This is a genomic window from Caballeronia sp. SBC1, assembly GCF_011493005.1.
In the GTDB taxonomy this organism is placed as follows: Bacteria; Pseudomonadota; Gammaproteobacteria; order Burkholderiales; family Burkholderiaceae; genus Caballeronia.
In genome coordinates, this window is record NZ_CP049158.1 from 702,086 (window position 1) to 723,593 (window position 21,508).

The window sequence follows — 21,508 nt, forward strand, 5'->3', positions numbered from 1 at the left end:
GTGTCGTGCCTGGTTATCCGCCAGGATCGTTATTCAAATAACATCGCTCGCGAACCACCGAACTACATTTCGCAGAGTGGGAATATCATTACTTTGAGTCAGGAGACGCCTCATGCAAGACGTTCATAATTCCCCGGCCGTGCATGCCGGCGCTGCGGTCCGCACGCGCTCGCGCACCCGCTTCGTGATCCTCGCGCTGCTCGCTGTGGGCACCATGATCAACTACCTGGACCGCACGGTCCTGGGTATTGCGGCGCCGACGATGACCAAGGAACTCGGTATTGACGCGGCCGTGATGGGGGTCGTCTTCTCGGCGTTCTCATGGACCTACGCGCTCGCCCAGATACCGGGCGGCATCTTCCTCGATCGCTTCGGCAGCAAGGTCACGTACTTCCTCGCCTTGACGTTCTGGTCGCTCTTCACGTTGTTGCAAGGGTTCGCTGTCGGCCTCAAGTCATTGCTGCTGTTTCGCTTTGGCCTGGGCATCAGCGAGGCGCCCTGTTTTCCAGTCAACAGCCGCGTGGTCGCCACTTGGTTTCCGCAACATGAGCGCGCCCGTGCGACCGGGATCTATACGGTCGGCGAATACCTCGGCCTTGCGTGTTTCGCGCCTGCGCTGTTCTGGATCATGGGAAATTTCGGCTGGCGTGCGTTGTTCATCGCGGTCGGCGTTCTCGGCATTACGTTCGGGATCGTGTGGTGGCTCTTTTATCGCGAACCTCATGAATCGAAGACCGTTAATCAAGCCGAGCTCGACTACATTGCCGCAGGCGGTGGGCTTGAGCCTCCCGGCGGCCAGCAGACGCTGGCGTTTTCGTGGAGCAACGTGGGACAGTTGCTCAAGCGTCGCCAGATCGCGGGTGCATGCCTCGGCCAGTTCGCGGGCAACACCACGCTGGTCTTTTTCCTGACCTGGTTCCCGACGTACCTTGCAACCGAGCGCCATATGGGCTGGCTCAAGGTGGGATTCTTCGCCGTGATGCCGTTCCTTGCGGCGGCGGTCGGCGTGATGTTCGGCGGCTGGGTGTCCGACCTTCTGCTCAAGCGGACCGGCTCGGCCAACATCGCGCGCAAGCTGCCAATCATTGTCGGCTTGCTGGGCGCGTCCACCATCATCTCGGCGAACTTCGTCAACAGCGACGCGATGGTCATCACTATCCTCTCCATCGCATTCTTCGGCCAGGGCATGGTCGGGCTCGGCTGGACGTTGATCTCGGACATCGCGCCGAAGAACCTGATGGGCCTGACGGGCGGCATCTTCAACTTTTGCGCGAACCTGGCGGGCATTGTGACGCCGCTGGTGATCGGCGTGATCGTGGCAAAGACCGGCTCGTTCTTTTATGCGCTCGCTTATGTCGGGGCGGCCGCGCTGGTGGGTGCGCTCTCGTATGTGTTTATTGTCGGCGATGTACGTCGCGTGGAATTGGCCGATTAGTTGACCGACTCGCTGGCGGAATGAGTACCGAATCTCTTGAGGCATGCAGCCATGATTAGCGGAAAAACTACATTGATTGCCCACCTCGGTTATCCGACGGAGGGATTCAAGGCGCCCATGATTTACAACCCGTGGTTTGAGCAGAACGGCATCGATGCGGTGGTCATGCCGATGGGCGTGAAGCCGGACGACTATGCGAGCGTGCTGCAATCCCTGTTCCGGCTGACCAACATTCGCGGCGCGCTAGTGACCATGCCGCACAAGGTCACGACGACGAGCCTGGTCGATGAACTGACGCCTACCGCTCGCATTGCTGGCGCATGCAACGCCATTCTTCTGCGCCCGGACGGCACCCTCCTCGGCGATCAGTTCGACGGCGCGGGGTTCACGCGAGGCGTTGAACGCAAGGGCCGGCCGCTGAAGGGCGCGCGTGCGTTTGTGCTTGGCAGCGGCGGCGTGGGCTCGGCTATCGCAGCATCGCTGGCGGCAGCGGGCGTGGCGGGGCTGGCCCTCTTCGATACCAACACCGCTGCGGTCGAAGCCCTCGCTGATCGCTTGCGCAAGCACTATTCGCAGCTTGTGGTCACGACAGGTTCCAAAGACCCTGCTGGTTATGACGTGGTCGTTAATGCAACGCCGCTCGGAATGAACGAGGGTGACCCGCTGCCGTTCGACATCGAGCGCATTTCGCCTGGCACATTCGTTGGCGAGGTCGTCATGAAGTCCGAATACACACCGTTGCTGCGCGCGGCCAAAGAGAAGGGCTGTGCGGTGCAGGTGGGCACGGACATGCTCTTCGAAATGATTCCGGCCTACCTGGAGTTCTTTGGTTTCGGTGCGGCCACGCCCGAACAACTGCGCGCGGTTTCGCAGATCAAATATTGAAGAGGTGATGTCATGAAGAAGGTGCTCGTTCTCAACGGACCCAACCTGAACCTGCTAGGCCAGCGCGAACCCGCGCAGTATGGGTCCGACACGCTCGCCACGGTCGAGGCACTTTGCAGGGAAGCCGGCGAGCGGCTCGGCGTGGAGGTGGAGTGCCGTCAGTCGAATCACGAAGGTGTGCTGATTGACTGGATCCACGAGGCGGGTCGCGAGATAGCGGCGGGTAATATGCTGGGCGTCGTGATGAACCCCGGCGCCTTCACGCACACCTCGATCGCCTTGCACGATGCCATCAAGGGCGCAAGCGTCACGCTGATCGAGCTGCATATTTCCAACGTCCACGCGCGGGAATCGTTTCGTCACCACTCGTATATTTCGCCCGCAGCGCGCGGGATCATCGTCGGGTTGGGCATCAAGGGTTATGCCTTTGCCATCGATGCGTTGGTGCAGGTGTCTCAGGCCAAGTAAGCGCCAAGTAAGCGAGTGGAGTTTGTGGCAAGTCCACGCCACACTCACACATTTCCCCGCGCTTCTCAGCGCTTCGGTTGACCAATCAGGCCCTTCCATTTGCACTGCGCAAACGAAGGGCCTTTTCGTCTGATATTTCATTCTGATAGCAATCCTGGCGCGCCCCCGACGATGACTGTGTTCCGCCTTGTTAGTCCTGGCTATCCGTTCACGCGGCGTGCGAAGAAATCGGCTTTGAGGCGCCATGTCTGCCCTTGATCCAGCGATTGTTCGCCAGTCCACCGGAACGAAACGGGCGTGATTTCCTTGAAGCTCCAGCGTACGGCGTTACCGGCGCTATCGTGACCGTCCTGCACTATGTCATTCCCGCAAAGACGGCCCAACTGCCGCGAATAATACTGGCGAAACGGGTCACTCCAGACAATGTGCCAGGCGTCAAGCGCAGGGTCGTAGACGCGCAGGGTGGAGCCGTGGAAGACGCCGGGAAGAATCCATACGTCCTGGATCGCGCGCCCTTCGAGCACCCAGCCGACATGAATATCGCCGTGGCCGGTTTGCGGCTTGCCGTCGTCGTCATAGACAATGGTGTCCATCTCCCATCGGCCGATCAACCACCCGTAGAGTTTCATTTTGTCGGCCCGGTCGGCAGCGGGCTCATTAGTATGAAGAGCGGCAATCAAGTGTTGCGATGTCGACATGACAGGCACTCCGTGAAGGAAAAGGATTTCCATATCCTAGTGAACGGCAGGTTGCCCGGCTTGGGGAAAATTGCTATATCTTGGCTTATGGCTCCAGTCTCTCAACTCCTCGCATCAGGCAGCGGGTGGCGCGTCCACGACGTGCTCTGCACCGCCAGTCCGCACGACCGGCCTTTCGAAGAACAGCACGAGTTCCTGTGCATTGCTGCGGTGACGTCGGGTACGTTCCGTTATCGCTCAACGCAGGGATCGGCCACGCTTGCGCCAGGCGCTGTGTTGCTCGGCAATGAACGGCATTGTTTTGAATGCAGCCACGAGCACAGCGCCGGGGACCGCTGCCTTTCTTTTCATTTCGAACCCGAATTCTTCGAGCAAATAGTAGCTGCCGTGCCGGATGCGCGGCGCATTTCATTCGATGTTCCCAATTTGCCGCCGCTGCCCGCGTTGATACCCATTGTTGCCGCGGCGCAAGCCGCTCGTGAGAACGGCGATCGTGCCGCGCTTGAGGAATTGGCGGTATGCCTGGCCGGCACGGTCTCGGTTGCATTAGCGGGCGTCAGGCGGCACACGCGTCTGCCGAGCCCACGCGATGAACTACGGGTAGCCGCAGCCTTGCGCCGGATCGAGCAGGAATCGCACCAGCCGCTTCTGTTGGCGGATCTCGCACGTGACGCGGCGACCAGTCCCTACCACTTTCTGCGTCTGTTCCTGCAGGTCGTGGGCGTGACACCTCACCAATACCTGATGCGTACACGATTGCACGAGGCAGCCTTACGCCTGCGCCGATCCAGCGAAAGCATTGTGACGGTAGCGCTGGAAACCGGCTTCAACGACCTATCAACATTCAATGGTCACTTCCGGCGAATCATGGGCATGAGCCCGAGCGTTTATCGTCGGTTGAATTGCCAGGACGAGCCGTATTCACGGGACGCCTGAAGGCGGGTTTTCTCGGCTCGAAAACGCATTCATAAAACATGGCAAACGCATTTATCGTGGCCTATTCTAAAAAATGCGGATGACTGATTAATTAGTGCGCCGCACAACAAAAAGAACTATCGGGAGACACTCATGTTCAGATCCCGTACGTCCCTTTATTCCCTGTTCGCCTGCTCCGCCCTCGGCATGTTCTTGCCGGGCGCAACAGCGCTTGCAGCGGATGAGACTCAAGGCGCCGCGACGACTCAGGCAGCCTCCATGCCTGACGCGCTGCAACCGGTGACCCAACAGCAACTCGATTCGGCGGGCACTAATCAAGCGGCGTGGCTGCAGCCCAACGGCTCATACACCGAGACGCGTTATGCACCAGCGACGCAGATTACCCCGGCGAATGTGTCGAAGCTGAGACCGGTATTCATATTTCAAACGGCTGTCATGGAGTCGATGGAGACAGCGCCCATCGTGTCGAACGGCGTGATGTTCCTCACCACGTCCTATAACCACGTGTACGCCATCGACGCGGTGACCGGCAAGGAATACTGGCACTACAAACACAAGATGGGCTCGGTCACGACCTACTGCTGCGGACCGAACAACCGCGGAGTCGCGATATTCGGCGATCGCCTCTACATGGGCACGCTCGATTCGAAGCTCATTGCACTCGATACGAAGACCGGCAAGCTTCTGTGGGAAACGCAGATAGCAGACCCTGAACTCGGCTACTCGGAAACCATGGCGCCGGTCGTGGTCGACGGTAAGGTGCTGATTGGCACGAACGGCGGCGAATATGGCATTCGTGGTTTCGTGAAGGCGTTCGACGCCAACTCAGGCCAATTGCTGTGGACTTTCTACACGATTCCCGATACGGGGCAGGAAGGTGTATGGGCTGAAAACGATGCGGCTGGCCGCAACATGAAGCGCGATATCGCGAACGAAAAGCAGCAGCTTTCAGCCAAGGGCGGGGACTTCTACAAGACGCTTGGCGGTGGAGTGTGGATGACGCCGGCGATCGACCGGAAGGAACACACGGCCTTTTTCGTCGTCGGAAATCCTTCGCCCGATCTGTATGGCGCGGTTCGTCCAGGGGACAATCTCTATACGGACTCCCTCGTAGCGGTCGATCTTGATACCGGCAAATACAAATGGCATTACCAGTACATCGCCCATGATCTGTGGGACCTGGATGCGGTGAGCCCACCGATCCTGGTTGATGTGCGCGACAAGGACGGCAAGATGATTCCGGGCGTGATTCATGGCGGCAAGACCGGCTTTATCTATGTGCATGACCGGCGCGACGGACACCTGATCCGTTTCTCCGAAGCCATGATCCCGCAAGAGAACGTGTGGACACTGCCGACGCCGACAGGTGCGCGCATGTTGCCGGGCGCGAATGGCGGCGTTGAATGGTCGCCCATGGCCTTTGATCCGAAGACCCGTCTGGCGTATGCCGCGAACCTGCATCAGCCGATGACCTACCAGGTGGAAGATGCGTCGTATCCGGGCGGAAAACTGTGGCTGGGCGGCGCATTCAAGACGATTCCTTCCGAAGAGCAATGGGGCAAGCTGGTCGCGGTCAACATTGATACCGGGAAAATAGCCTGGTCCTACAAGACTGAGCAGCCGCTGATTGGCGGTGTGCTGGCGACAGCCGGCGGCCTGGTTTTCAACGGCGAAGGCAACGGCCTGTTCCGCGCGTTCGACGCGGCCACCGGCAAGAAGCTCTGGGAGTTTCAGTGCGGTGCGGGCGTCAACGCGCCGGCGGTTTCCTACACCGTTCACGGCAAGCAATACATAGCGGTCGCGGCGGGCGGCAACACGCAACTCGACTTCAAGCGCGGCAATAGCGTGCTTGTGTTCGCTGTGCCTTAAGACACGAGGACGAGAGGGTGCGGGGTCCCTTTAGTCGTCTTCGATCACAACCACGGCACGCGTCGACGCGCGTGCTCGCGTTGAGCGTGTGCGCCGGTCTCTGGGCGCTTCCTGCAGCCGTCCATGCAGACGCCGATGCCGGCAAGACCAAGGCAGTGGTCTGCGTTGCGTGCCACGGACCCATGGGGAATTCGACCAACCCTGACTACCCGGTTCTTGCCGGGCAGACGGCGCGGTATCTTTATCTTGAGCTCCGCGATTTCAAGGCGGGGCGTCGCAGCGATCCGCGAATGAGCCCAATGGCGGCTAACCTCTCGCCCGAGGACATGCATGATCTCGCCGACTACTTTGCGTCGCAACAGCCTTTACCGGTTGTGTTCAAGGCCGATCCCATCAAGGTCGAGGCAGGCCGCAAGAAGGCGGCCGAGATCTTGTGCACGATGTGTCATCTCGGCGGTTTTATCGGACAGAACGAAATTCCGCGGGTCGCCGGGCAGCACTATCAATATATCGTCAAGCAACTCGAGGATTTTCGCGCGCACAGACGGACCAACGACGCCGGCAGCATGACGAGCGTGACGACCGGTTTGTCCGATGCCGATATCGAGAACCTCGCCAGTTATATCGTCAACCTTCAATGAGCAGGGCAAGCGTCTCATCGCTAGGGTGGGTGAAATGAAGAGAATCTCTGGCTGGTGCGCGAGCGTTCTCGCGCTTGCCGCCCTCACCGGCGCCGTTCACGCAAACGACCTGAGCGCGAATGAACAACTGCTCGCGGCGGCGCGGAGCAACGACGAAGCGGGCGTCGTGAGAGCGCTCGACGAAGGCGCTGCGGTGGATGCGCGTAACCGTATTGGGGACACCGCGTTGATCAGCGCGTGCAAGAAAGGCCTGGCGCCCATGGCGCGTGTGCTGATAGATCACGGGGCAAACGTGAGCCAGGCCGATGTGCAGGGCATCACGCCGCTGATGGCGGCGGCGTTCGGCGGATACGAGGAGATCGTCGCGTTGCTGCTTGTCCACCACGCTGACATGACAAGTACGGACCGCGTGGGCAAGACTGCGATTGAATATGCGGCCGGGCTTGGACACACCACGGTTGTCCGGCAACTGCTCGACGCGGGCGTGGATGTGAACGCGGCCTATCACAACCACCTGACGGCGCTCATGTGGGCGGCCGGCTACGACCAGATCCAGACAGTATCGCTGCTGCTTGCGAGAGGCGCCAGGCGTGACATGCGCGATGACCGGGGCCTGACGGCGATGGATATCGCGGAGCAGACGGGATCAAAACAAGTCGCGCTTGTTTTATCGAAGCCTTGAGGCAGGCAGAGAGGCAGGCAATGAGCCGTTTCTGGTTAGTTATTAAAAAACATAGATATGCTAAGCATTGATGAAGCCGCGAAAAACACCTGTTGATCGGCCACCCACTCACTGCGCGAAACGCCTTAAGCGAGTTGTCATTGCTCGCTTCCGTAAGCAAAACGAAAGACATATACGCCGTCAAAACATCAGCGGCACTCCCCATTGCAACGTGTTTTTTTCTGTGAAAGACTTCAGTCATCTGCTGTGCCGGACGTCGTTCCGGTATATCGGACAACAGGTTTAACTCGTTTTATCCGATGCCGCTGCGTGTTCATGCGAGGCAGGCCGCTCCGCATTATCGTTTTATGCAAGCCCATGTGCCGGCATGGTGAGGCGTGGAATCCAGGGTCTTCTCTGGCCGTCGCCGTTTGTCCCTGGTTTGTCCCTGAACTGACATTTTCACTTTCAAGGCTGAGACCCAAATGAGACTTGTCAAAGAAAGCGCACGTATCGCCTGTTTATTCGCGGTGGCTGGTCTGTTGACGTTGGCCGGCTGTACGAAGGTTGCCACGCCGGCTCAGGACGGATCGGCAGAGTCCGCGCTGAAAGCAGTCCTGCAGCGTGGCACGTTGCGTGTCGGCGACTGCCTGAGCTTCGCTCCCTTCGGTTTTTATAACAAGGATGGCGCAGCCGATGGCTACGACGTCGACCTGGCGAAAGAGCTGGCGAAGCAAATGGGCGTGAAGCTAGAAGTTGTCAATACAACGAGCGCCAACCGTATTCCGAACCTGCAGACCAGCAAGGTCGATGTGGTGTTCTGCAATTTCACGCGCAACCTGGAAAGGGCCAAGGAAATCAGCTTTACCAATCCCTACGTTGTGGCCAGCGAGGCGCTGCTCGTCAAGAAGAGCAGCGGCATCCAGTCGATCAAGGACATGTCCAACCGCACGATCGCCACCGTCAAGGGATCCACGAATGGCGACGAAGTACGGGCGCTCAACATGCAGGTGAAGATTCAGGAATTCGACAGTTCGCAGGCGGCCATTCTTGCGGTCAAGCAAGGCCAGGCAGACGCGATGATCGAAGACAACAACTTCCTCGCGTATCAGGCTTCGCTCGACCCCGAGTTGACCGTGACCGACGAAGCGCTGGTTCCACTCGAATACAACGCGTTCGGTGTGAAGGCGGGCGATCAGGTCTGGCTCGACTACCTGAACCTGTTCCTGTTCCAGGTCAATGCGTCGAAGCTGAACGCCCAGCTCTACAAGAAGTGGTTCGGCGCCGATCCGCGGTTCCCGCTTAATCCGCAGTATTGAAGGCGCAGTATTGAAGCCGAAGTACAGAAGCGCTAACACCGTATGCATCGCGCAAGGCTTACGACGGAGGAGCAATGAGCTATCAATGGGTGACCCTTTCGGGCTATCTGAACGATTTCGTCCGGGCGGCGTGGCTGACGCTTCAGGTCACGCTGCTGGCCTTTGTCGTCGCGATGCTGCTCGGCCTGCTGGCCGCACTGGCCAGCACATCGCGCGTCGCGGTGCTGCGCGCGATGTCGAGTTGTTACATAGAAGTGATCCGCAACACGCCGGTGCTGCTGCAGATCTTCATCGTTTTCTTCGGCTTGCCGTCAGTGGGTATCACGCTCGATGCGTATACAGCCGGTGTGATTGCGCTTGGCGTGAATGTTGGTGCTTACCTTGCCGAAGTATTCCGGGCGGGTATTCAGTCCGTGCCGCGTGGTCAGTTGGAAGCGGCATCCATTCTCGGGCTGGAGCGTTCGCAGATCTTCATTGAGGTGGTCATGCCGCAGGCCGCGCGCGCCGTTTATCCCGCGATCGTCAACAACCTGATCCAGCTTTTACTCGGGACTTCGCTGCTGTCTGCTATCGCCTTGCCGGAGCTGACGGGTATGGCAACGGTGATCAACTCGCGCACCTTGCTGTACATCCAGACGTTCACGATCACGCTGATCGCCTATCTGGTGCTGAGCAACTTCCTGTCGTGGGTCGCCGGGATGATCGGGGTGCGGCTGTTTCATCCGCCGCTCGTGCTGGCAAAACGCGCACGCCGGCCATTCCTCATCAGGCGGCGTGTCAGCCCTGGAACCGGAGAGTGAACATGACAAGCGACCTGTTGACGTCCAGTCTGCCAATCCTGCTCCAGGGCCTGCTGACTACGCTCATTCTCTCGGTGGCGGCCATTGTGGGCGGCACACTCGTGGGGCTGCTGGCGGCCGTTTTGCGGACCTTCGGGCCCTGGGGCACGCCACGGCTTGCACGGCTCTACACCGAGCTGTTTCGCGGCACGCCGGTCCTGATCACGCTGATGTTCATCTATTTTGGCGTCTCGTACTTTGGTTACGCCATCGACGTATTCGCAGCCGGCGTGATCGGGCTCAGCGTGTATCAAGGCGCCTATATTGCAGAGGTTTTCCGCTCGGGGATCGAGTCGGTCCAGAAGGGGCAGTGGGAAGTCTCGCAGATCCTCGGACTGAGCAAGACGCAGGCGTTTTTTTCGGTGATCCTGCCGCAGACCGGAAAGATCGTGCTGCCGCCGTTGATCGGCCAGTATCTGTCCCTCATCAAGGACACGTCGATTGTCAGCATGATCGGCATGTCGGAGTTGATGCATCAGGGCCAGGCGATTGTCGACCGGATCGGCAAGCCGGTGGAAATCTACGGCCTGGTCGCTGTGCTGTATTTCATTGTGTGCTTTCCCCTGTCGCGGTGGGTGCGCCGCCACGATCGAAGAAGGAGCCTGTTGTCATGAACACCGCCATCGCGTCTGAGCCCATCATCAAGCCCATTATCAACCTGACCGGCGTCACCAAGTCGTTCGGTTCGACACAGGTGCTCAAGCAGATCAACCTCGACGTGCGCCAGGGCGAAGTGCTTGTCCTCATTGGCGCTTCCGGTTCTGGCAAGAGCACTGTCTTGCGAATCATGAGCGGTCTTGAAACCGCTGATGCCGGCGAGGTCTGGGTCAACGAAGTACCACTTCACGACGCTCGCCGTGCACGCGAAATACGTGGTCACGTGGGCATGGTGTTCCAGCAGTTCAATTTGTTCCCGCACAAGAATGCATTAGGCAATGTTTCACTGGCCTTGATCAAGGCACGCAAGATGAATCCGGCGGACGCCCGCAAGCGCGCGATGGAGGCACTGGACCGCGTGGGTCTCGCCGACCGAGCGGATCACTATCCGAGCCAATTGTCCGGCGGCCAGCAGCAACGGGTAGCAATTGCACGTGCACTGGCCGTGGAGCCGGGCATCATGTTCTTCGATGAAGCCACCTCCGCACTCGATCCGGAACTCGTCGGCGAGGTCACCGAGGTCATGCGCGGTCTTGCACGCGATGGCATGACCATGGTGGTCGTCACGCATGAAATGGGTTTCGCGCGCAAGACGGCGGACCGCGTGGTGTTCATGGACAAGGGTGTGATTGCCGAGCAGGGCGCGCCTGAACAGATCTTCGTGAATCCGCAGAACGAACGCACACAGCAGTTCCTGCATCGGGTACTCGACCATTGAGCGCGACCGGTATGCAGGCGCATATGGAGATGCATAAGCGGGTGCATTCCGCAGCCGTCCACGCGCTAAACTCGCGTCAGTCAAGGATCGAAGAAGCGAATCATATTGCCGACGGAGTTTGAGTCATGTCTGTACAGGAATCTTCAAGGGCGAGGGGAGTCGACCGGGTCGTCTCCATCCTCAAGCAATTGCATAGCGTACGGCGTCCCATGACCATGCGCGAACTGATTGAAACAACGGGTGCGCCGCGTTCCAGCATCTACGAACTTGTGACGATCCTGACGGAGGCCGGTTGGCTGGAAGCGGGTGCGGACGGCAGCGTGTTCTTCGGGCGCGAGATGCACTATTACGGGTCCGACTATGCGGTGCACAACGACCTGATCAGCCGGGCGCACCAGGTGATCCTCGGCCTTGTCCGGAGCCACGACGAGACAGCGCAGCTCTGCATGCTGGAGGGGAACAAGTACACCGTGGTGCTGTCGGAAAACAGCTCGCGTCCGTTCAACATCAGTTCGGATATAGGCGTGAAAGTCCCCATTCCGTGGACCGCGTCCGGCCGCTTGCTGCTCGGCCACTTGAGCGGGGACGAGATTCGCGCATTGATTCCGCAAGAAGACTTCGTGCTCGACAACGGCAAGCGAATCGAAGTGCCGGAATTCCTCGGCGATGTCGAGCGCGCCGCGCAACAAGGGTTTTTCTGCACGGAAGGGCTGTCCCACACGTTTCGATATTGCATGGCGGCCCCCGTGCGAGACAAGAACGGACAAGCTGTTGCGGCGCTGTGTTTCATGACCAGCCGCGACACCGACCCGAACAAGCGCGCGGCCATGCTCGAGGACCTCATACGCTCGGCGAAAACTTTATCGCAGCCGTATTACGGTGCGAGTTTCAGCGCGGCGGGTTGATCGCGGCAAGAGGCATGGCCGCGCTGAAATTGCGATGCGTCAAAGCGCTTCAGGCACCTACGCTATCCCAAGCTATTTGCAATCTGGACGTCCTGCACCGCGACGCCGGTGAGGTCGGCTACGGTGATCTGTGCGGGATCGTTATCGTTGCGAGCGCGCTGGCCGGCGTCAAGCAGCGCGCCGAGTTCAAGCAACTGCTCCGCATGAATCAGCCCGGCGGATAACGCATGCGATATTTCGCCGTATTTGCTGCACTGGTCGATTGAGTCCACCACAATCGCGCCGGCCCGTCCGACGATTGCCGCATCGAGTTCTTGCTTGCCCACGCTGTCCGCGCCGACCGCTGTGATATGCGTGCCGTTGCGGACCCACTCCGAGCGCAGCAGGGGCTCGCGCGAGGGTGTTGTGGTCACGATCAGGTTAGCGTTCGCCGCAACGGCTTCAGCGGAGTTCATTGCCCGCACGTTGAAGCCTAGTGCGGACATTTGCTCCACGAAATGTCCGCGGTTTTTGGCAGTCGGCCCCCATACAAATACGTCCCGACAACCGGTCACCGGTTGCAAATATTCAAGCTGCAACCGCGCTTGCTCGCCGGTGCCGATAATGCCAATTCCATGTACCTCGCGCGGCGCGAGCAATCGTGCCGCGAGTTGCCCGGCGAGCGCGGTACGTATGCAAGTGAGCCAGCCTTCATCCTGCAACAGGGCGACCGGTTCGCCTGTCGTGGCGGAAAAAAGCACGATCAGGCCGTTGTTGCTCGGCAAGCCTTGCTTGGGGTTATCGTAGAAGCCGGTAGACACCTTGACCGCGAACGCCGCCGCACCATCGACATAAGCGGACTTGACACAACAATCGCCATTAGCCGCATCGAACTGGAAGTTTTGGACCGGCGGCACCTGGACAGTCTTGCGGGAGTAAGCCACGAAACCTTCCTCGATCATCCGCACCGCGCGTTCCATATTGAAGCGCGCGATGATCTCGTCTTTCGTCCAGATTTTCATTTAACGGCCTCGATGAATTTGTTCAACATGATGTTGCGTCCGCAAAGCACCACGGCCACGGCACGTCCCTGATACTGAGGTGCCAACTTGAGCATTGACGCCAGCGCAACACCGGCCGCGCCTTCCACCATCCAGCGGTCGGTTTGCGCAAGCAGCTTCATTGCTGCCTTGATCTCTTCTTCCGTCACCAGCGTCATGCCGGTAATGACTTCCCGGCCAATATAGAAGGTCACGGAGTCGGGTTCTACACCGCCCGCGGTACCATCTGAAATTGTTTCGCTTTCCTCAACGTCTATGATCTTGCCCGCTTTGAACGAACTATACAAAGCGGTCGAATTCGCAGGCCAGCAGCCGATCACGTCGGTTTGTGGAAGCAGCGTTTTGACCGCCGTGCCTATACCGGAGATAAGGCCGCCGCCGCCAACGGAGGCGAACACCGCGGCCAGATCGCCAATCGTGCCGCTTGCCTGCTCATGCAGTTCCATACCGATCGTGCCTTGGCCTGCGATGACGTCAAGATCGTTATAAGGAGATACGAACGCCATGCCCCGGAGCTTTGCCTGCCGCCCAGCTTCCAGTTCGACGGCCAGCGGCGTGTCGTTCAGCGTGATTACCTGGGCGCCCAGCGCACGAATAGCGTCGAGCTTGATCGCCGCTGCAGACGTGGACGCATAGACCGTGACGGGCACGCCCGCAAGCTTGCCGGCGAGTGCCACGCCTTGACCATGGTTGCCGCTTGACACCGTGAGCACGCCGTTGCGGCGCGCGTCAGCATCGAGCAGGCGCAGCTTGTTGGTCGCACCCCGAAACTTGAACGAGCCGGTGTGCTGCAAATGCTCGCATTTCAGGTAGACGTCGCATCCGGTTGCCTTCGACAGCATCGGACTGAACGCAAGCGGCGTCACGCTTACTTGCGGTCGAATGGCGCGATGCGCTTCTTCTATGCTTTGAAACAGATCATTCATCACTCGTTGCCCCTCAGTTCCTTCAGGTAATTGAACACCGTGGCACGGCCTATGGACAGGACCTTCGCCACGTAGTTAGCCGCGCTCTTGCCCTTGAACGCGCCTTCCTCATGCAATGCTTCTATGAGCGCGCGCTTGTGCTCGCGCGTCAGCATGGACAACGCGAGCTTGCGTTCCTGCAGCCAGTGGTTGAGAAAGATATTCACGCGCTCCTGCCAGTCATCCTGGAACAGCTTCTCGGGCTGCGGTTGCAGCGCTGCGCTTGAGAGAAGCAGGTCAAGCGCCTGCCTCGCCTGTTCCAGCGCGGCAATATGAAAATTGATGCACATGACGCCGATCGCGTGCCCCGCATCGCTGCGCACGACAATACTGACCGAGCGAATCTTGCGGCCGTCCCAGCCCAGTTTTTCATACGGGCCGATCACGCTTTCGTCCGGATCGAACTCGATGTCGTCGAGCGATGATTCGTCGCCCAACTCGCGTTTGGACTGGTTGTTCGCCACGTGCACCACGGTTTGCGTGCTGAGGTCGTGGATGACGACCTCCGTGTACGGTGGGAACAACAGGACGATGCCGTCGGCGATCGCGCTGTAGCGAGGGAGCAACTCGGCTGACGGTTGTGGTCCGCTGCGCTTGACGGCCCGCTTGGACGGCAGTTTCACCGAGAGCTCAGCGGTTTGTCCGGAGGCGAGTTTCAAATTACGTGCTTTAGTCATTACTCAATGTCGGTTTGTGCGGAACAGTCGTGCGATGTTCCGCACGCGCGGTTTAGTCGACCGCTAGATCGACCGTAAAATATTTCTTCAACAACTTCTGGTAAGTGCCGTTGCGCTTCAGTTCCAGAAACGCGCCGTTGAGCGCGTCGGCCAGTTCCTTGTCACCCTTGCGTACACCAATACCTACCCCCGTGCCAATGACCTTTGCATCCTTGACCGGCGCTCCCGCAAAAGCAAACCCCTTTCCCGCAGGCTGATTCAGGAACCCAAGACTCGCGGCGGTCGCATCGACGAAGGTTGCATCCAGACGTCCGGCTGTCAGGTCGGCATAGACCAGGTCCTGCGTTTGATAACTGACCACGTCGACACCCTTCGCGGCCCACGCTTCTTTCGCGTATTGCTCTTGGATCGACCCCTGCAGCACGCCCACCTTATGCGATGCCAGCGACGCCGCCGTAGGCTGCAAGGTGCTGCCCGCACGTGCGACCAGTTGGGCGGGGGTTCGGTAAAGCGGTTGGGTAAAATCGATTTGCTCGCTGCGTTTTGCGTTGATGTTCATCGCGGAGTCTATCGCGTCGAACTTGCGTGCTTGCAACGCGGGAATCAGGCCATCAAATGCATTCTCGACCCATACGCATTTTGCTTTCAACTGCGCGCAAAGCGCGTTCCCAAGGTCGATGTCAAAGCCCTGCAGCTGGCCGTCCGCCGCCTTCGATTCGAACGGTGGATAAGCCGCTTCAACACCGAAGCGGATGGTCGAAATCTCCTTCGCCTGAACCTGCACCGCTACCGACATGGACGCCGCGCATAGCGCAACCGCAAGCATGGCACTTAACGCATTTTGCCTCATGGTTATCCTCACTTCCGCGTGTTAAAGAGTGAAACGGGCTAAGAAAACGTAGTTGGCGCAGCGTGATTGAAACCCGCGCCTGGATGCCGCTAAAAGTCGTTAAGGAGTTGACCGGTCTTGCGATGAGGCAGCGCTTCCTTGCCTGCGAGCAGAGCAACGCGCTGGCCGGGGCGAACGAGCTTCATGTATTGCTGCACGATCAGCAGGCCATCAACGTCGCTGAATACCGGATGACGCGCCGCGCCTGGCGCGCCGAGCAGCGGAATAATCTCCGCGATGAGTTCACCGGTTCTTACCGTATCGCCGGGGCGCTTCTTATAGGCGACGAGACCGCCGACCGGTGCCGGCACATGTGACACGCCTTCGAGCGGGAAGACCATGACGTCTTGCTCGGCGAGCGGATGAGAATGGTGGTCGTTGTCGGGATCGAGATCCACGAGGCCGCGCAAAGCGAGGTAATGCAGGATGCCTTGGGCATCGGCATGCGCAAAAGCGTCCGAGACGTCAGCCTGCCCGCGAAGTTCGACCGACGTGCAAAACGCGGCGTGTTCCTCATCCACTACGCCCGCTTGTTGAAGCACCGACCAGCATTGCGTAACGGCTTCGTCGAACGGCGTTCCGCCTGCGCGGTCTTCCAGGAACACCGCTTTGATCCCCATGCATCGAGCCAGCGCAACGGCTTGGGTGTGCTGGCTACGACTGCTGTACAGATGCAGGATGCCGTCCGTGTCGCAATGCAGGTCCAGCACGATGTCGTGCTGCAGCGCTTCGGTCAGCAGCGCCGCTTTCATCGCAGCGACCGGATCGAGCGGCGTTAGTTCTGCCGCCACGTCGGCGAACAAAGCCTTCGCGCTCTTCACGTCGTTGTGGGCAATATCGCGTGTAGCCAGGGCTGTTTCCACGCGGCAGGTGAGATCGGGAAAACGGCGGTTGAAGTTTTCGCCGTTGTCGAGATTGAAGCGTCCTGTATGCGCGCCGAACACGCGTTGACCCAAACCAATGGGATTGGCGAACGGTCGCACAACGATCCGTCCACGGATGCGGCCCGCGTTATCCAGCTTGACCAGTGCTTCGAGCAGATGCTGGATCACCAACATTCCGGGCAACTCGTCCGCATGCAAACCCGCCTGGATATACGCACTAAGTCCCGACCCAATGGACCCAACGCCCTCGAAGGTGTGTTTCAACAGGCGATGCGAGGCACCCGGCGAGAGGGCGGGCAACTCGGAATATTCAGTCGATAGCGTCATGTCGTTTAGCGAAAAATGTACTTATTAGTCTAAGATAGACTGTAAAATATAATAGGTCAAACGGAAAATGAACGCGTCGATGTTGGCCGGTTCAGCAGGGACGGCCTGGCCCAGTTGTGTTTTTTGCCCACCATTTCGGCTATCGTCGCAGGTAGCCGACTCACGGAGACTTCAATGAAGATCAAGGACTTTCTTGTCGAACGCTGGATGGACCGGTACGAGCATGAGGCGCGTTATAACCTCGCTGAAACCTGCGTTGAATCGCTGACCGTGGCGCAATTACTCGAACTGACCGGCAAGCGCGACAGCCTGCTCGACGAGCTTCTGCCCATGAAGCTGACCTATGGAGCGATCGAAGGGTCGGACCGGTTGCGGGGCAACATCGCGGCGTTATATGAACGGCAGACGCCGGAGAATATTGTCGTGACGCATGGCGCTATAGGCGGCAATGCGCTGGTTTACGAGACACTGATCGAGTCCGGCGACCGTGTGATTGCGGTGTTGCCGACGTACCAGCAGCACTATTCGATTCCCGAAAGCTACGGTGCTGACGTGCAGACCATGACGCTGCGTGAAGAGAACGGGTTTCTGCCTGATCTCGACGAGCTCCGCACACTGGCGAATCAGAAAACGAAGCTCATCGCCATCAACAACCCGAACAACCCGACTGGCTCGCTGATGGATGAAGCCTTTCTCAAGGGGGTCGTAGCCATCGCTCAATCGTGCGGCGCATACCTCTTGTGCGATGAGGTTTATCGGGGAACGGACCAGGAAGGCTCAGGATTCACGGCGTCTGTTGCCGATCTGTATGAGCGGGGTATCAGTACCGGCAGTATGTCGAAGACGTGGTCGCTGGCCGGCTTGCGCTTGGGGTGGATTGCCGGACCGGTCGACCTGATTCGAGCGGTGTGCATTCATCGTGACTACAACACTATCAGCGTGGGGATGATCGACGACTATCTTGCTTCCATTGCGCTTGAGGCCAAGGACAAGATCCTTGCGCGCAACCATGCTATTACGCGGATTAATCTTGGCGCTCTCGACGACTGGATCAGCAAGGAGCCGCTGGTGTCCTATATCAAGCCCAAGGCAGCGACGGTCTGTCTGCTCAAGTTTGATGTCGACATGTCGTCGACTGACTTTTGTACTGCGCTGATCGAGGCGACGGGCGTTATGTTCACCCCGGGCAGCGCGTTCGATATGGAAGGGTATATACGCATCGGTTTCGCTAACCCGCTCGATGTCCTTCAACAGGGGCTCGCTAAGGTTTCCGGCTTCCTCGTGGATATCGGACGTCGGTAATCAAGTGTTGGCGGCTAGCGGCGGGAGCGCTATTTATTGCTGCCCGCACCGGTTCCCTATAGGCCGTCATCGAAGCCGCCGGCGCCTTCGGTTTTGTGCCCCTTGCCGGCGGTTGCGCCGCCGCGTCCAGCGTAACAAGGGTCATGCTGCTTTGCGGAAATCAATGTCCGCCCTTAGTCCGCTCCACGTCCACATCATACTAATTGGATCCTTATTTCCGGCCTAATTAGTCATGCGAACGGCCGTGCGTTCCCCCTGCGTAATTCCCGGCGCGAACCTATAATTGATTCAGCCCCAAAAAATGCCGAGGCGCGCGATGTTACAAATGTCCCGCCGACAGTTCCTGAAGGTTTCAGCAAGCACGCTTGCCGGATCGAGTTTGGCCCTCATGGGTTTCTCGCCAGCACCCGCGTTAGCGGAAGTCCGTCAATACAAGCTGTCGCGTACCACTGAAACCCGCAACACCTGCCCTTATTGCTCGGTAGGTTGCGGCATCCTGATGTACGGTCTGGGCGACAACGCCAAGAACGCCAAGTCCAGCATTATTCATATTGAAGGCGATCCGGATCACCCGGTCAATCGCGGCACTTTGTGTCCCAAGGGCGCAAGCCTGATCGACTTCATTCATAGCTCTAGCCGCCTGAAATACCCGGAATATCGCGCGGCGGGATTGAATGAATGGAAACGCGTGTCGTGGGAGGACGCGCTCGATCGCATTGCCAAGCTGATGAAGGAAGATCGCGACGCCAATTTTGTCGAGACAACGGAAGACGGCAAAAAGGTGAACCGCTGGCTAACTACCGGCATGCTCGCAGCATCGGCCGGTAGCAATGAAGTGGGTTACCTGACGCACAAGACTGTCCGCAGTCTCGGCATGCTCGCATTCGATAATCAAGCACGTGTCTGACACGGTCCCACGGTGGCAGGTCTTGCCCCGACGTTTGGCCGTGGAGCGATGACGAACCATTGGGTCGACATCAAGAACGCGGATGTGATTCTGGTAATGGGCGGCAATGCAGCCGAAGCGCACCCATGCGGTTTCAAGTGGGTCACGGAGGCCAAGGCGCACCGCAAGGCAAGATTGATCGTGGTCGATCCGCGCTTTACGCGGACAGCTTCTGTCGCGGATTATTACGCGCAGATCCGGACCGGCTCGGACATCGTGTTCCTGGGCGGCGTGATCAATTATCTGCTCACCAACGACAAGATCCAGCACGAGTACGTCAAGAATTACACGGACTTTCCGTTTATTGTCCGCGAGGATTTCGCGTTCACTGATGGCTTGTATTCGGGCTATGACGCACAAAAGCGCAGCTACGACAAAGCGACCTGGGACTACGAACGCGGCGATGACGGTTACGCCAGGATCGACCCCACGTTGCAGCATCCGCGCTGCGTGTACAACCTGATGAAGCAGCACTACTCGCGCTATACGCCCGAGCAAGTGGAAAAAATTTGCGGTACCCCCAAGGAGAAATTCCTTAAGGTCTGCGAGATGCTGGCATCCACCGCCGTGCCCGGACGCGCCGGTACGATCCTGTACGCACTCGGCTGGACGCATCACTCGGTGGGCTCGCAGATCATCCGCACGGGCGCGATGGTGCAATTGCTGCTGGGCAATATCGGCATTGCAGGCGGCGGCATGAATGCCTTGCGCGGCCACTCGAACATCCAGGGGCTGACCGATCTTGGCTTGATGTCGAACCTGCTGCCGGGCTACATGACGCTACCCATGGAAGGCGAGCAGGATTTCGAGGACTACATCAAGAAGCGCGCAACGCAGCCGCTGCGTCCGAACCAGTTGAGCTACTGGCGCAACTACCGCGCGTTCCATGTGAGTTTCATGAAGTCGTGGTGGGGCGCTAACGCAACGGCCGATAACAACTTCGGATTCGATTATCTGCCCAAGCTCGACAAGTCCTACGACATGCTGCAAGTGTTTGAGCTGATGAACCAGGGCAAGATGAACGGCTATATTGCGCAGGGCTTCAACCCGCTCGCGGCGGCGCCGAACAAGTCGAAGATTGGCGCGAGTCTCGCCAAGCTGAAGTGGCTCGTCATCATGGACCCGCTCGCGACCGAAACGTCGGAGTTCTGGAAGAACTTCGGCGAGTTCAATGACGTTGATGCATCGAAGATTCAGACGGAAGTGTTCCGCTTGCCGACCACGTGTTTTGCAGAAGAGCGCGGCTCGCTGGTGAGTTCCAGCCGCGTGCTGCAGTGGCATTGGCAAGGCGCGCAAGGCCCGGGGGAATCGAAGAGCGATCTCGAGATCATGTCCGGGCTGTGGCTGCGCATGCGGGCGGCGTACAAGGAGCAGGGCGGGAAATATCCCGATCCTATTCTCAACATGAGCTGGCCCTACGCCGATCCGGAAAGCCCGACGCCTGAAGAAATCGCGATGGAGTTCAACGGCAAGGCGCTGGCGGACGTGACCGATATCACCGACAAAACCAAGGTCCTCGCCAAGCAAGGCGAGCAGTTGTCGAGCTTCGCGCAACTTCGCGACGACGGCAGCACGGCCAGCGGATGCTGGATTTTCTGCGGAGCGTGGACGCAGGCGGGGAATCTTATGGGCCGCCGCGACAACTCGGACCCGACCGGTATTGGTAACACGCTGAACTGGGCATGGGCATGGCCCGCGAACCGCCGGATCTTGTACAACCGCGCTTCATGCGACGTCAGCGGCAAGCCCTTCGATCCCACTCGCAAGCTGATTGCGTGGAACGGAAAAGCGTGGACAGGGGCAGATATTCCTGATTTCAAGGTGGACGAGCCGCCAGAAAACGGCATGAATCCGTTCATCATGAATCCGGAAGGCGTGGCGCGATTCTTCTCCCGCGACGGCCTGGTGGAAGGGCCTTTCCCGGAACACTACGAGCCGTTCGAAAATCCGCTGGGCTACAACCCGATGCATCCGGACAACAAGGCGGTTGTCAGCAGTCCGGCGGCGCGCGTGTTCCCCGACGACCGGGCTGCGTTCGGCACGCACGAGAATTTTCCGCATACGGCAACGACTTATCGGTTGACCGAGCATTTCCACTACTGGACCAAGCATGCGCGTCTCAACGCGATCATTCAGCCGCAGCAGTTCGTGGAGATTGGCGAGGATCTGGCGAAGGAGGTGGGCGTAGTCGCGGGGGATCGCGTGAAGGTGTCGTCCAATCGCGGGCACATTGTGGCCGTCGCGGTAGTGACGAAGCGGATCAAACCTTTGATGATCGAGGGGAAAAAGGTACAGACAGTTGGACTGCCGTTGCATTGGGGCTTCAAGGGACTCACGAAGCCGGGCTATCTCGTCAATACGCTAACGCCTTCCGTGGGCGACGGGAATTCGCAAACACCGGAATTCAAGTCGTTCCTCGTCAGGGTCGAAAAGGCATAAGGAGAAGA

General features: G+C 58.9%; 20 protein-coding genes. 14 read left to right on the forward strand and 6 right to left on the reverse strand.

Annotated features, from left to right (window positions below):
• Window positions 1-112 precede the first annotated feature (112 nt).
• Genes SBC1_RS30070 through aroQ form a run of 3 tightly spaced genes read left to right on the forward strand, consistent with a single transcriptional unit; the run spans window position 113 to window position 2,788 of the window.
• Window positions 113-1,435 carry an MFS transporter gene (locus SBC1_RS30070; RefSeq protein WP_165103542.1) on the forward strand — a complete coding sequence of 441 codons (1,323 nt, stop codon included), beginning with the start codon at window positions 113-115 and terminating at the stop codon, window positions 1,433-1,435.
• 51 nt (window positions 1,436-1,486) lie between these two features.
• Window positions 1,487-2,320 (forward strand): shikimate dehydrogenase, encoded by an 834-nt coding sequence (locus tag SBC1_RS30075; RefSeq protein WP_165103545.1) that lies wholly within the window; start codon window positions 1,487-1,489, stop codon window positions 2,318-2,320.
• Between the two features lie 12 nt (window positions 2,321-2,332).
• On the forward strand, window positions 2,333-2,788 hold the full coding sequence (gene aroQ, locus SBC1_RS30080) for a type II 3-dehydroquinate dehydratase (RefSeq protein ID WP_165103548.1): 456 nt from the start codon (window positions 2,333-2,335) through the stop codon (window positions 2,786-2,788).
• A 200-nt stretch (window positions 2,789-2,988) separates the two neighbouring features.
• On the opposite strand, the gene SBC1_RS30085 is transcribed toward aroQ, so the two are convergent.
• On the reverse strand, window positions 2,989-3,486 hold the full coding sequence (locus SBC1_RS30085) for a hypothetical protein (protein WP_165103551.1): 498 nt from the start codon (window positions 3,484-3,486) through the stop codon (window positions 2,989-2,991).
• Between the two features lie 87 nt (window positions 3,487-3,573).
• Here SBC1_RS30085 and SBC1_RS30090 point away from each other — a divergent pair, with 87 nt between their 5' ends.
• The 9 genes from SBC1_RS30090 (at window position 3,574) to SBC1_RS30130 (ending at window position 12,031) form a co-directional block, all read left to right on the forward strand.
• Window positions 3,574-4,422 carry an AraC family transcriptional regulator gene (locus SBC1_RS30090; RefSeq protein ID WP_165103590.1) on the forward strand — a complete coding sequence of 283 codons (849 nt, stop codon included), beginning with the start codon at window positions 3,574-3,576 and terminating at the stop codon, window positions 4,420-4,422.
• Between the two features lie 186 nt (window positions 4,423-4,608).
• On the forward strand, window positions 4,609-6,291 hold the full coding sequence (locus SBC1_RS30095) for a PQQ-binding-like beta-propeller repeat protein (protein WP_206366154.1): 1,683 nt from the start codon (window positions 4,609-4,611) through the stop codon (window positions 6,289-6,291).
• 71 nt (window positions 6,292-6,362) lie between these two features.
• Complete coding sequence (locus SBC1_RS30100; RefSeq protein WP_241202369.1) at window positions 6,363-6,932, forward strand: cytochrome c; 570 nt, start codon at window positions 6,363-6,365, stop codon at window positions 6,930-6,932.
• A 34-nt stretch (window positions 6,933-6,966) separates the two neighbouring features.
• A complete protein-coding gene (locus tag SBC1_RS30105; protein WP_165103600.1) occupies window positions 6,967-7,614 on the forward strand; it encodes an ankyrin repeat domain-containing protein in 648 nt (215 codons plus the stop codon).
• Between the two features lie 464 nt (window positions 7,615-8,078).
• The gene (locus SBC1_RS30110) at window positions 8,079-8,912 is read left to right on the forward strand and encodes a transporter substrate-binding domain-containing protein (protein ID WP_165103603.1); all 834 of its coding nucleotides are present in this window, start codon (window positions 8,079-8,081) and stop codon (window positions 8,910-8,912) included.
• Window positions 8,913-8,986: 74 nt separating this feature from the next.
• Window positions 8,987-9,712 carry an amino acid ABC transporter permease gene (locus SBC1_RS30115; protein WP_165103608.1) on the forward strand — a complete coding sequence of 242 codons (726 nt, stop codon included), beginning with the start codon at window positions 8,987-8,989 and terminating at the stop codon, window positions 9,710-9,712.
• 2 nt (window positions 9,713-9,714) lie between these two features.
• A complete protein-coding gene (locus tag SBC1_RS30120; RefSeq protein WP_165103612.1) occupies window positions 9,715-10,365 on the forward strand; it encodes an amino acid ABC transporter permease in 651 nt (216 codons plus the stop codon).
• Entirely contained in the window at window positions 10,362-11,126 is a 765-nt protein-coding gene (locus SBC1_RS30125; protein WP_165103615.1) for an amino acid ABC transporter ATP-binding protein, read from the forward strand. The genes SBC1_RS30120 and SBC1_RS30125 overlap by 4 nt, the downstream gene beginning before the upstream one ends.
• A gap of 125 nt (window positions 11,127-11,251) precedes the next feature.
• Window positions 11,252-12,031: an IclR family transcriptional regulator gene (locus tag SBC1_RS30130; RefSeq protein WP_165103618.1), complete on the forward strand. Its 780-nt coding sequence runs from the start codon at window positions 11,252-11,254 to the stop codon at window positions 12,029-12,031.
• Between the two features lie 62 nt (window positions 12,032-12,093).
• On the opposite strand, the gene SBC1_RS30135 is transcribed toward SBC1_RS30130, so the two are convergent.
• The 5 genes from SBC1_RS30135 to SBC1_RS30155 form a co-directional block, all read right to left on the reverse strand.
• Complete coding sequence (locus tag SBC1_RS30135) at window positions 12,094-13,032, reverse strand: ornithine cyclodeaminase family protein (RefSeq protein WP_165103621.1); 939 nt, start codon at window positions 13,030-13,032, stop codon at window positions 12,094-12,096.
• The gene (locus SBC1_RS30140; protein ID WP_165103626.1) at window positions 13,029-13,997 is read right to left on the reverse strand and encodes a threonine/serine dehydratase; all 969 of its coding nucleotides are present in this window, start codon (window positions 13,995-13,997) and stop codon (window positions 13,029-13,031) included. The genes SBC1_RS30135 and SBC1_RS30140 overlap by 4 nt, the downstream gene beginning before the upstream one ends.
• Window positions 13,997-14,713: a transcriptional regulator gene (locus tag SBC1_RS30145; RefSeq protein ID WP_165103629.1), complete on the reverse strand. Its 717-nt coding sequence runs from the start codon at window positions 14,711-14,713 to the stop codon at window positions 13,997-13,999. The genes SBC1_RS30140 and SBC1_RS30145 overlap by 1 nt, the downstream gene beginning before the upstream one ends.
• A gap of 52 nt (window positions 14,714-14,765) precedes the next feature.
• Window positions 14,766-15,563 (reverse strand): ABC transporter substrate-binding protein, encoded by a 798-nt coding sequence (locus tag SBC1_RS30150; RefSeq protein ID WP_165103632.1) that lies wholly within the window; start codon window positions 15,561-15,563, stop codon window positions 14,766-14,768.
• Window positions 15,564-15,652: 89 nt separating this feature from the next.
• Window positions 15,653-16,813, reverse strand: coding sequence for a succinylglutamate desuccinylase/aspartoacylase family protein (locus tag SBC1_RS30155; protein WP_165103635.1), 1,161 nt, complete (start codon window positions 16,811-16,813; stop codon window positions 15,653-15,655).
• Window positions 16,814-16,987: 174 nt separating this feature from the next.
• On the opposite strand from SBC1_RS30155, the gene SBC1_RS30160 reads away from it, so the two are divergent.
• On the forward strand, window positions 16,988-18,115 hold the full coding sequence (locus SBC1_RS30160) for an aminotransferase (RefSeq protein WP_165103638.1): 1,128 nt from the start codon (window positions 16,988-16,990) through the stop codon (window positions 18,113-18,115).
• A 316-nt stretch (window positions 18,116-18,431) separates the two neighbouring features.
• Window positions 18,432-21,500: a formate dehydrogenase-N subunit alpha gene (gene fdnG / locus SBC1_RS30165; RefSeq protein WP_165103641.1), complete on the forward strand. Its 3,069-nt coding sequence runs from the start codon at window positions 18,432-18,434 to the stop codon at window positions 21,498-21,500.
• Window positions 21,501-21,508: the final 8 nt, after the last annotated feature.

What these genes read in the sequence shown, in the direction of transcription:
- SBC1_RS30110 (WP_165103603.1), top strand. Translation starts at nt 8,079, where the DNA reads ATGAGACTTGTCAAAGAAAGCGCACGTATCGCCTGTTTATTCGCGGTG.
- SBC1_RS30115 (WP_165103608.1), top strand. Translation starts at nt 8,987, where the DNA reads ATGAGCTATCAATGGGTGACCCTTTCGGGCTATCTGAACGATTTCGTC.
- SBC1_RS30135 (WP_165103621.1), bottom strand. Translation starts at nt 13,032, where the DNA reads ATGAAAATCTGGACGAAAGACGAGATCATCGCGCGCTTCAATATGGAA.
- SBC1_RS30160 (WP_165103638.1), top strand. Translation starts at nt 16,988, where the DNA reads ATGAAGATCAAGGACTTTCTTGTCGAACGCTGGATGGACCGGTACGAG.
- SBC1_RS30140 (WP_165103626.1), bottom strand. Translation starts at nt 13,997, where the DNA reads ATGAATGATCTGTTTCAAAGCATAGAAGAAGCGCATCGCGCCATTCGA.
- SBC1_RS30105 (WP_165103600.1), top strand. Translation starts at nt 6,967, where the DNA reads ATGAAGAGAATCTCTGGCTGGTGCGCGAGCGTTCTCGCGCTTGCCGCC.
- SBC1_RS30085 (WP_165103551.1), bottom strand. Translation starts at nt 3,486, where the DNA reads ATGTCGACATCGCAACACTTGATTGCCGCTCTTCATACTAATGAGCCC.
- SBC1_RS30125 (WP_165103615.1), top strand. Translation starts at nt 10,362, where the DNA reads ATGAACACCGCCATCGCGTCTGAGCCCATCATCAAGCCCATTATCAAC.
- SBC1_RS30070 (WP_165103542.1), top strand. Translation starts at nt 113, where the DNA reads ATGCAAGACGTTCATAATTCCCCGGCCGTGCATGCCGGCGCTGCGGTC.
- SBC1_RS30155 (WP_165103635.1), bottom strand. Translation starts at nt 16,813, where the DNA reads ATGACGCTATCGACTGAATATTCCGAGTTGCCCGCCCTCTCGCCGGGT.
- SBC1_RS30130 (WP_165103618.1), top strand. Translation starts at nt 11,252, where the DNA reads ATGTCTGTACAGGAATCTTCAAGGGCGAGGGGAGTCGACCGGGTCGTC.
- SBC1_RS30090 (WP_165103590.1), top strand. Translation starts at nt 3,574, where the DNA reads ATGGCTCCAGTCTCTCAACTCCTCGCATCAGGCAGCGGGTGGCGCGTC.
- SBC1_RS30145 (WP_165103629.1), bottom strand. Translation starts at nt 14,713, where the DNA reads ATGACTAAAGCACGTAATTTGAAACTCGCCTCCGGACAAACCGCTGAG.
- SBC1_RS30075 (WP_165103545.1), top strand. Translation starts at nt 1,487, where the DNA reads ATGATTAGCGGAAAAACTACATTGATTGCCCACCTCGGTTATCCGACG.
- aroQ (WP_165103548.1), top strand. Translation starts at nt 2,333, where the DNA reads ATGAAGAAGGTGCTCGTTCTCAACGGACCCAACCTGAACCTGCTAGGC.
- SBC1_RS30150 (WP_165103632.1), bottom strand. Translation starts at nt 15,563, where the DNA reads ATGAGGCAAAATGCGTTAAGTGCCATGCTTGCGGTTGCGCTATGCGCG.
- SBC1_RS30120 (WP_165103612.1), top strand. Translation starts at nt 9,715, where the DNA reads ATGACAAGCGACCTGTTGACGTCCAGTCTGCCAATCCTGCTCCAGGGC.
- SBC1_RS30095 (WP_206366154.1), top strand. Translation starts at nt 4,609, where the DNA reads ATGTTCTTGCCGGGCGCAACAGCGCTTGCAGCGGATGAGACTCAAGGC.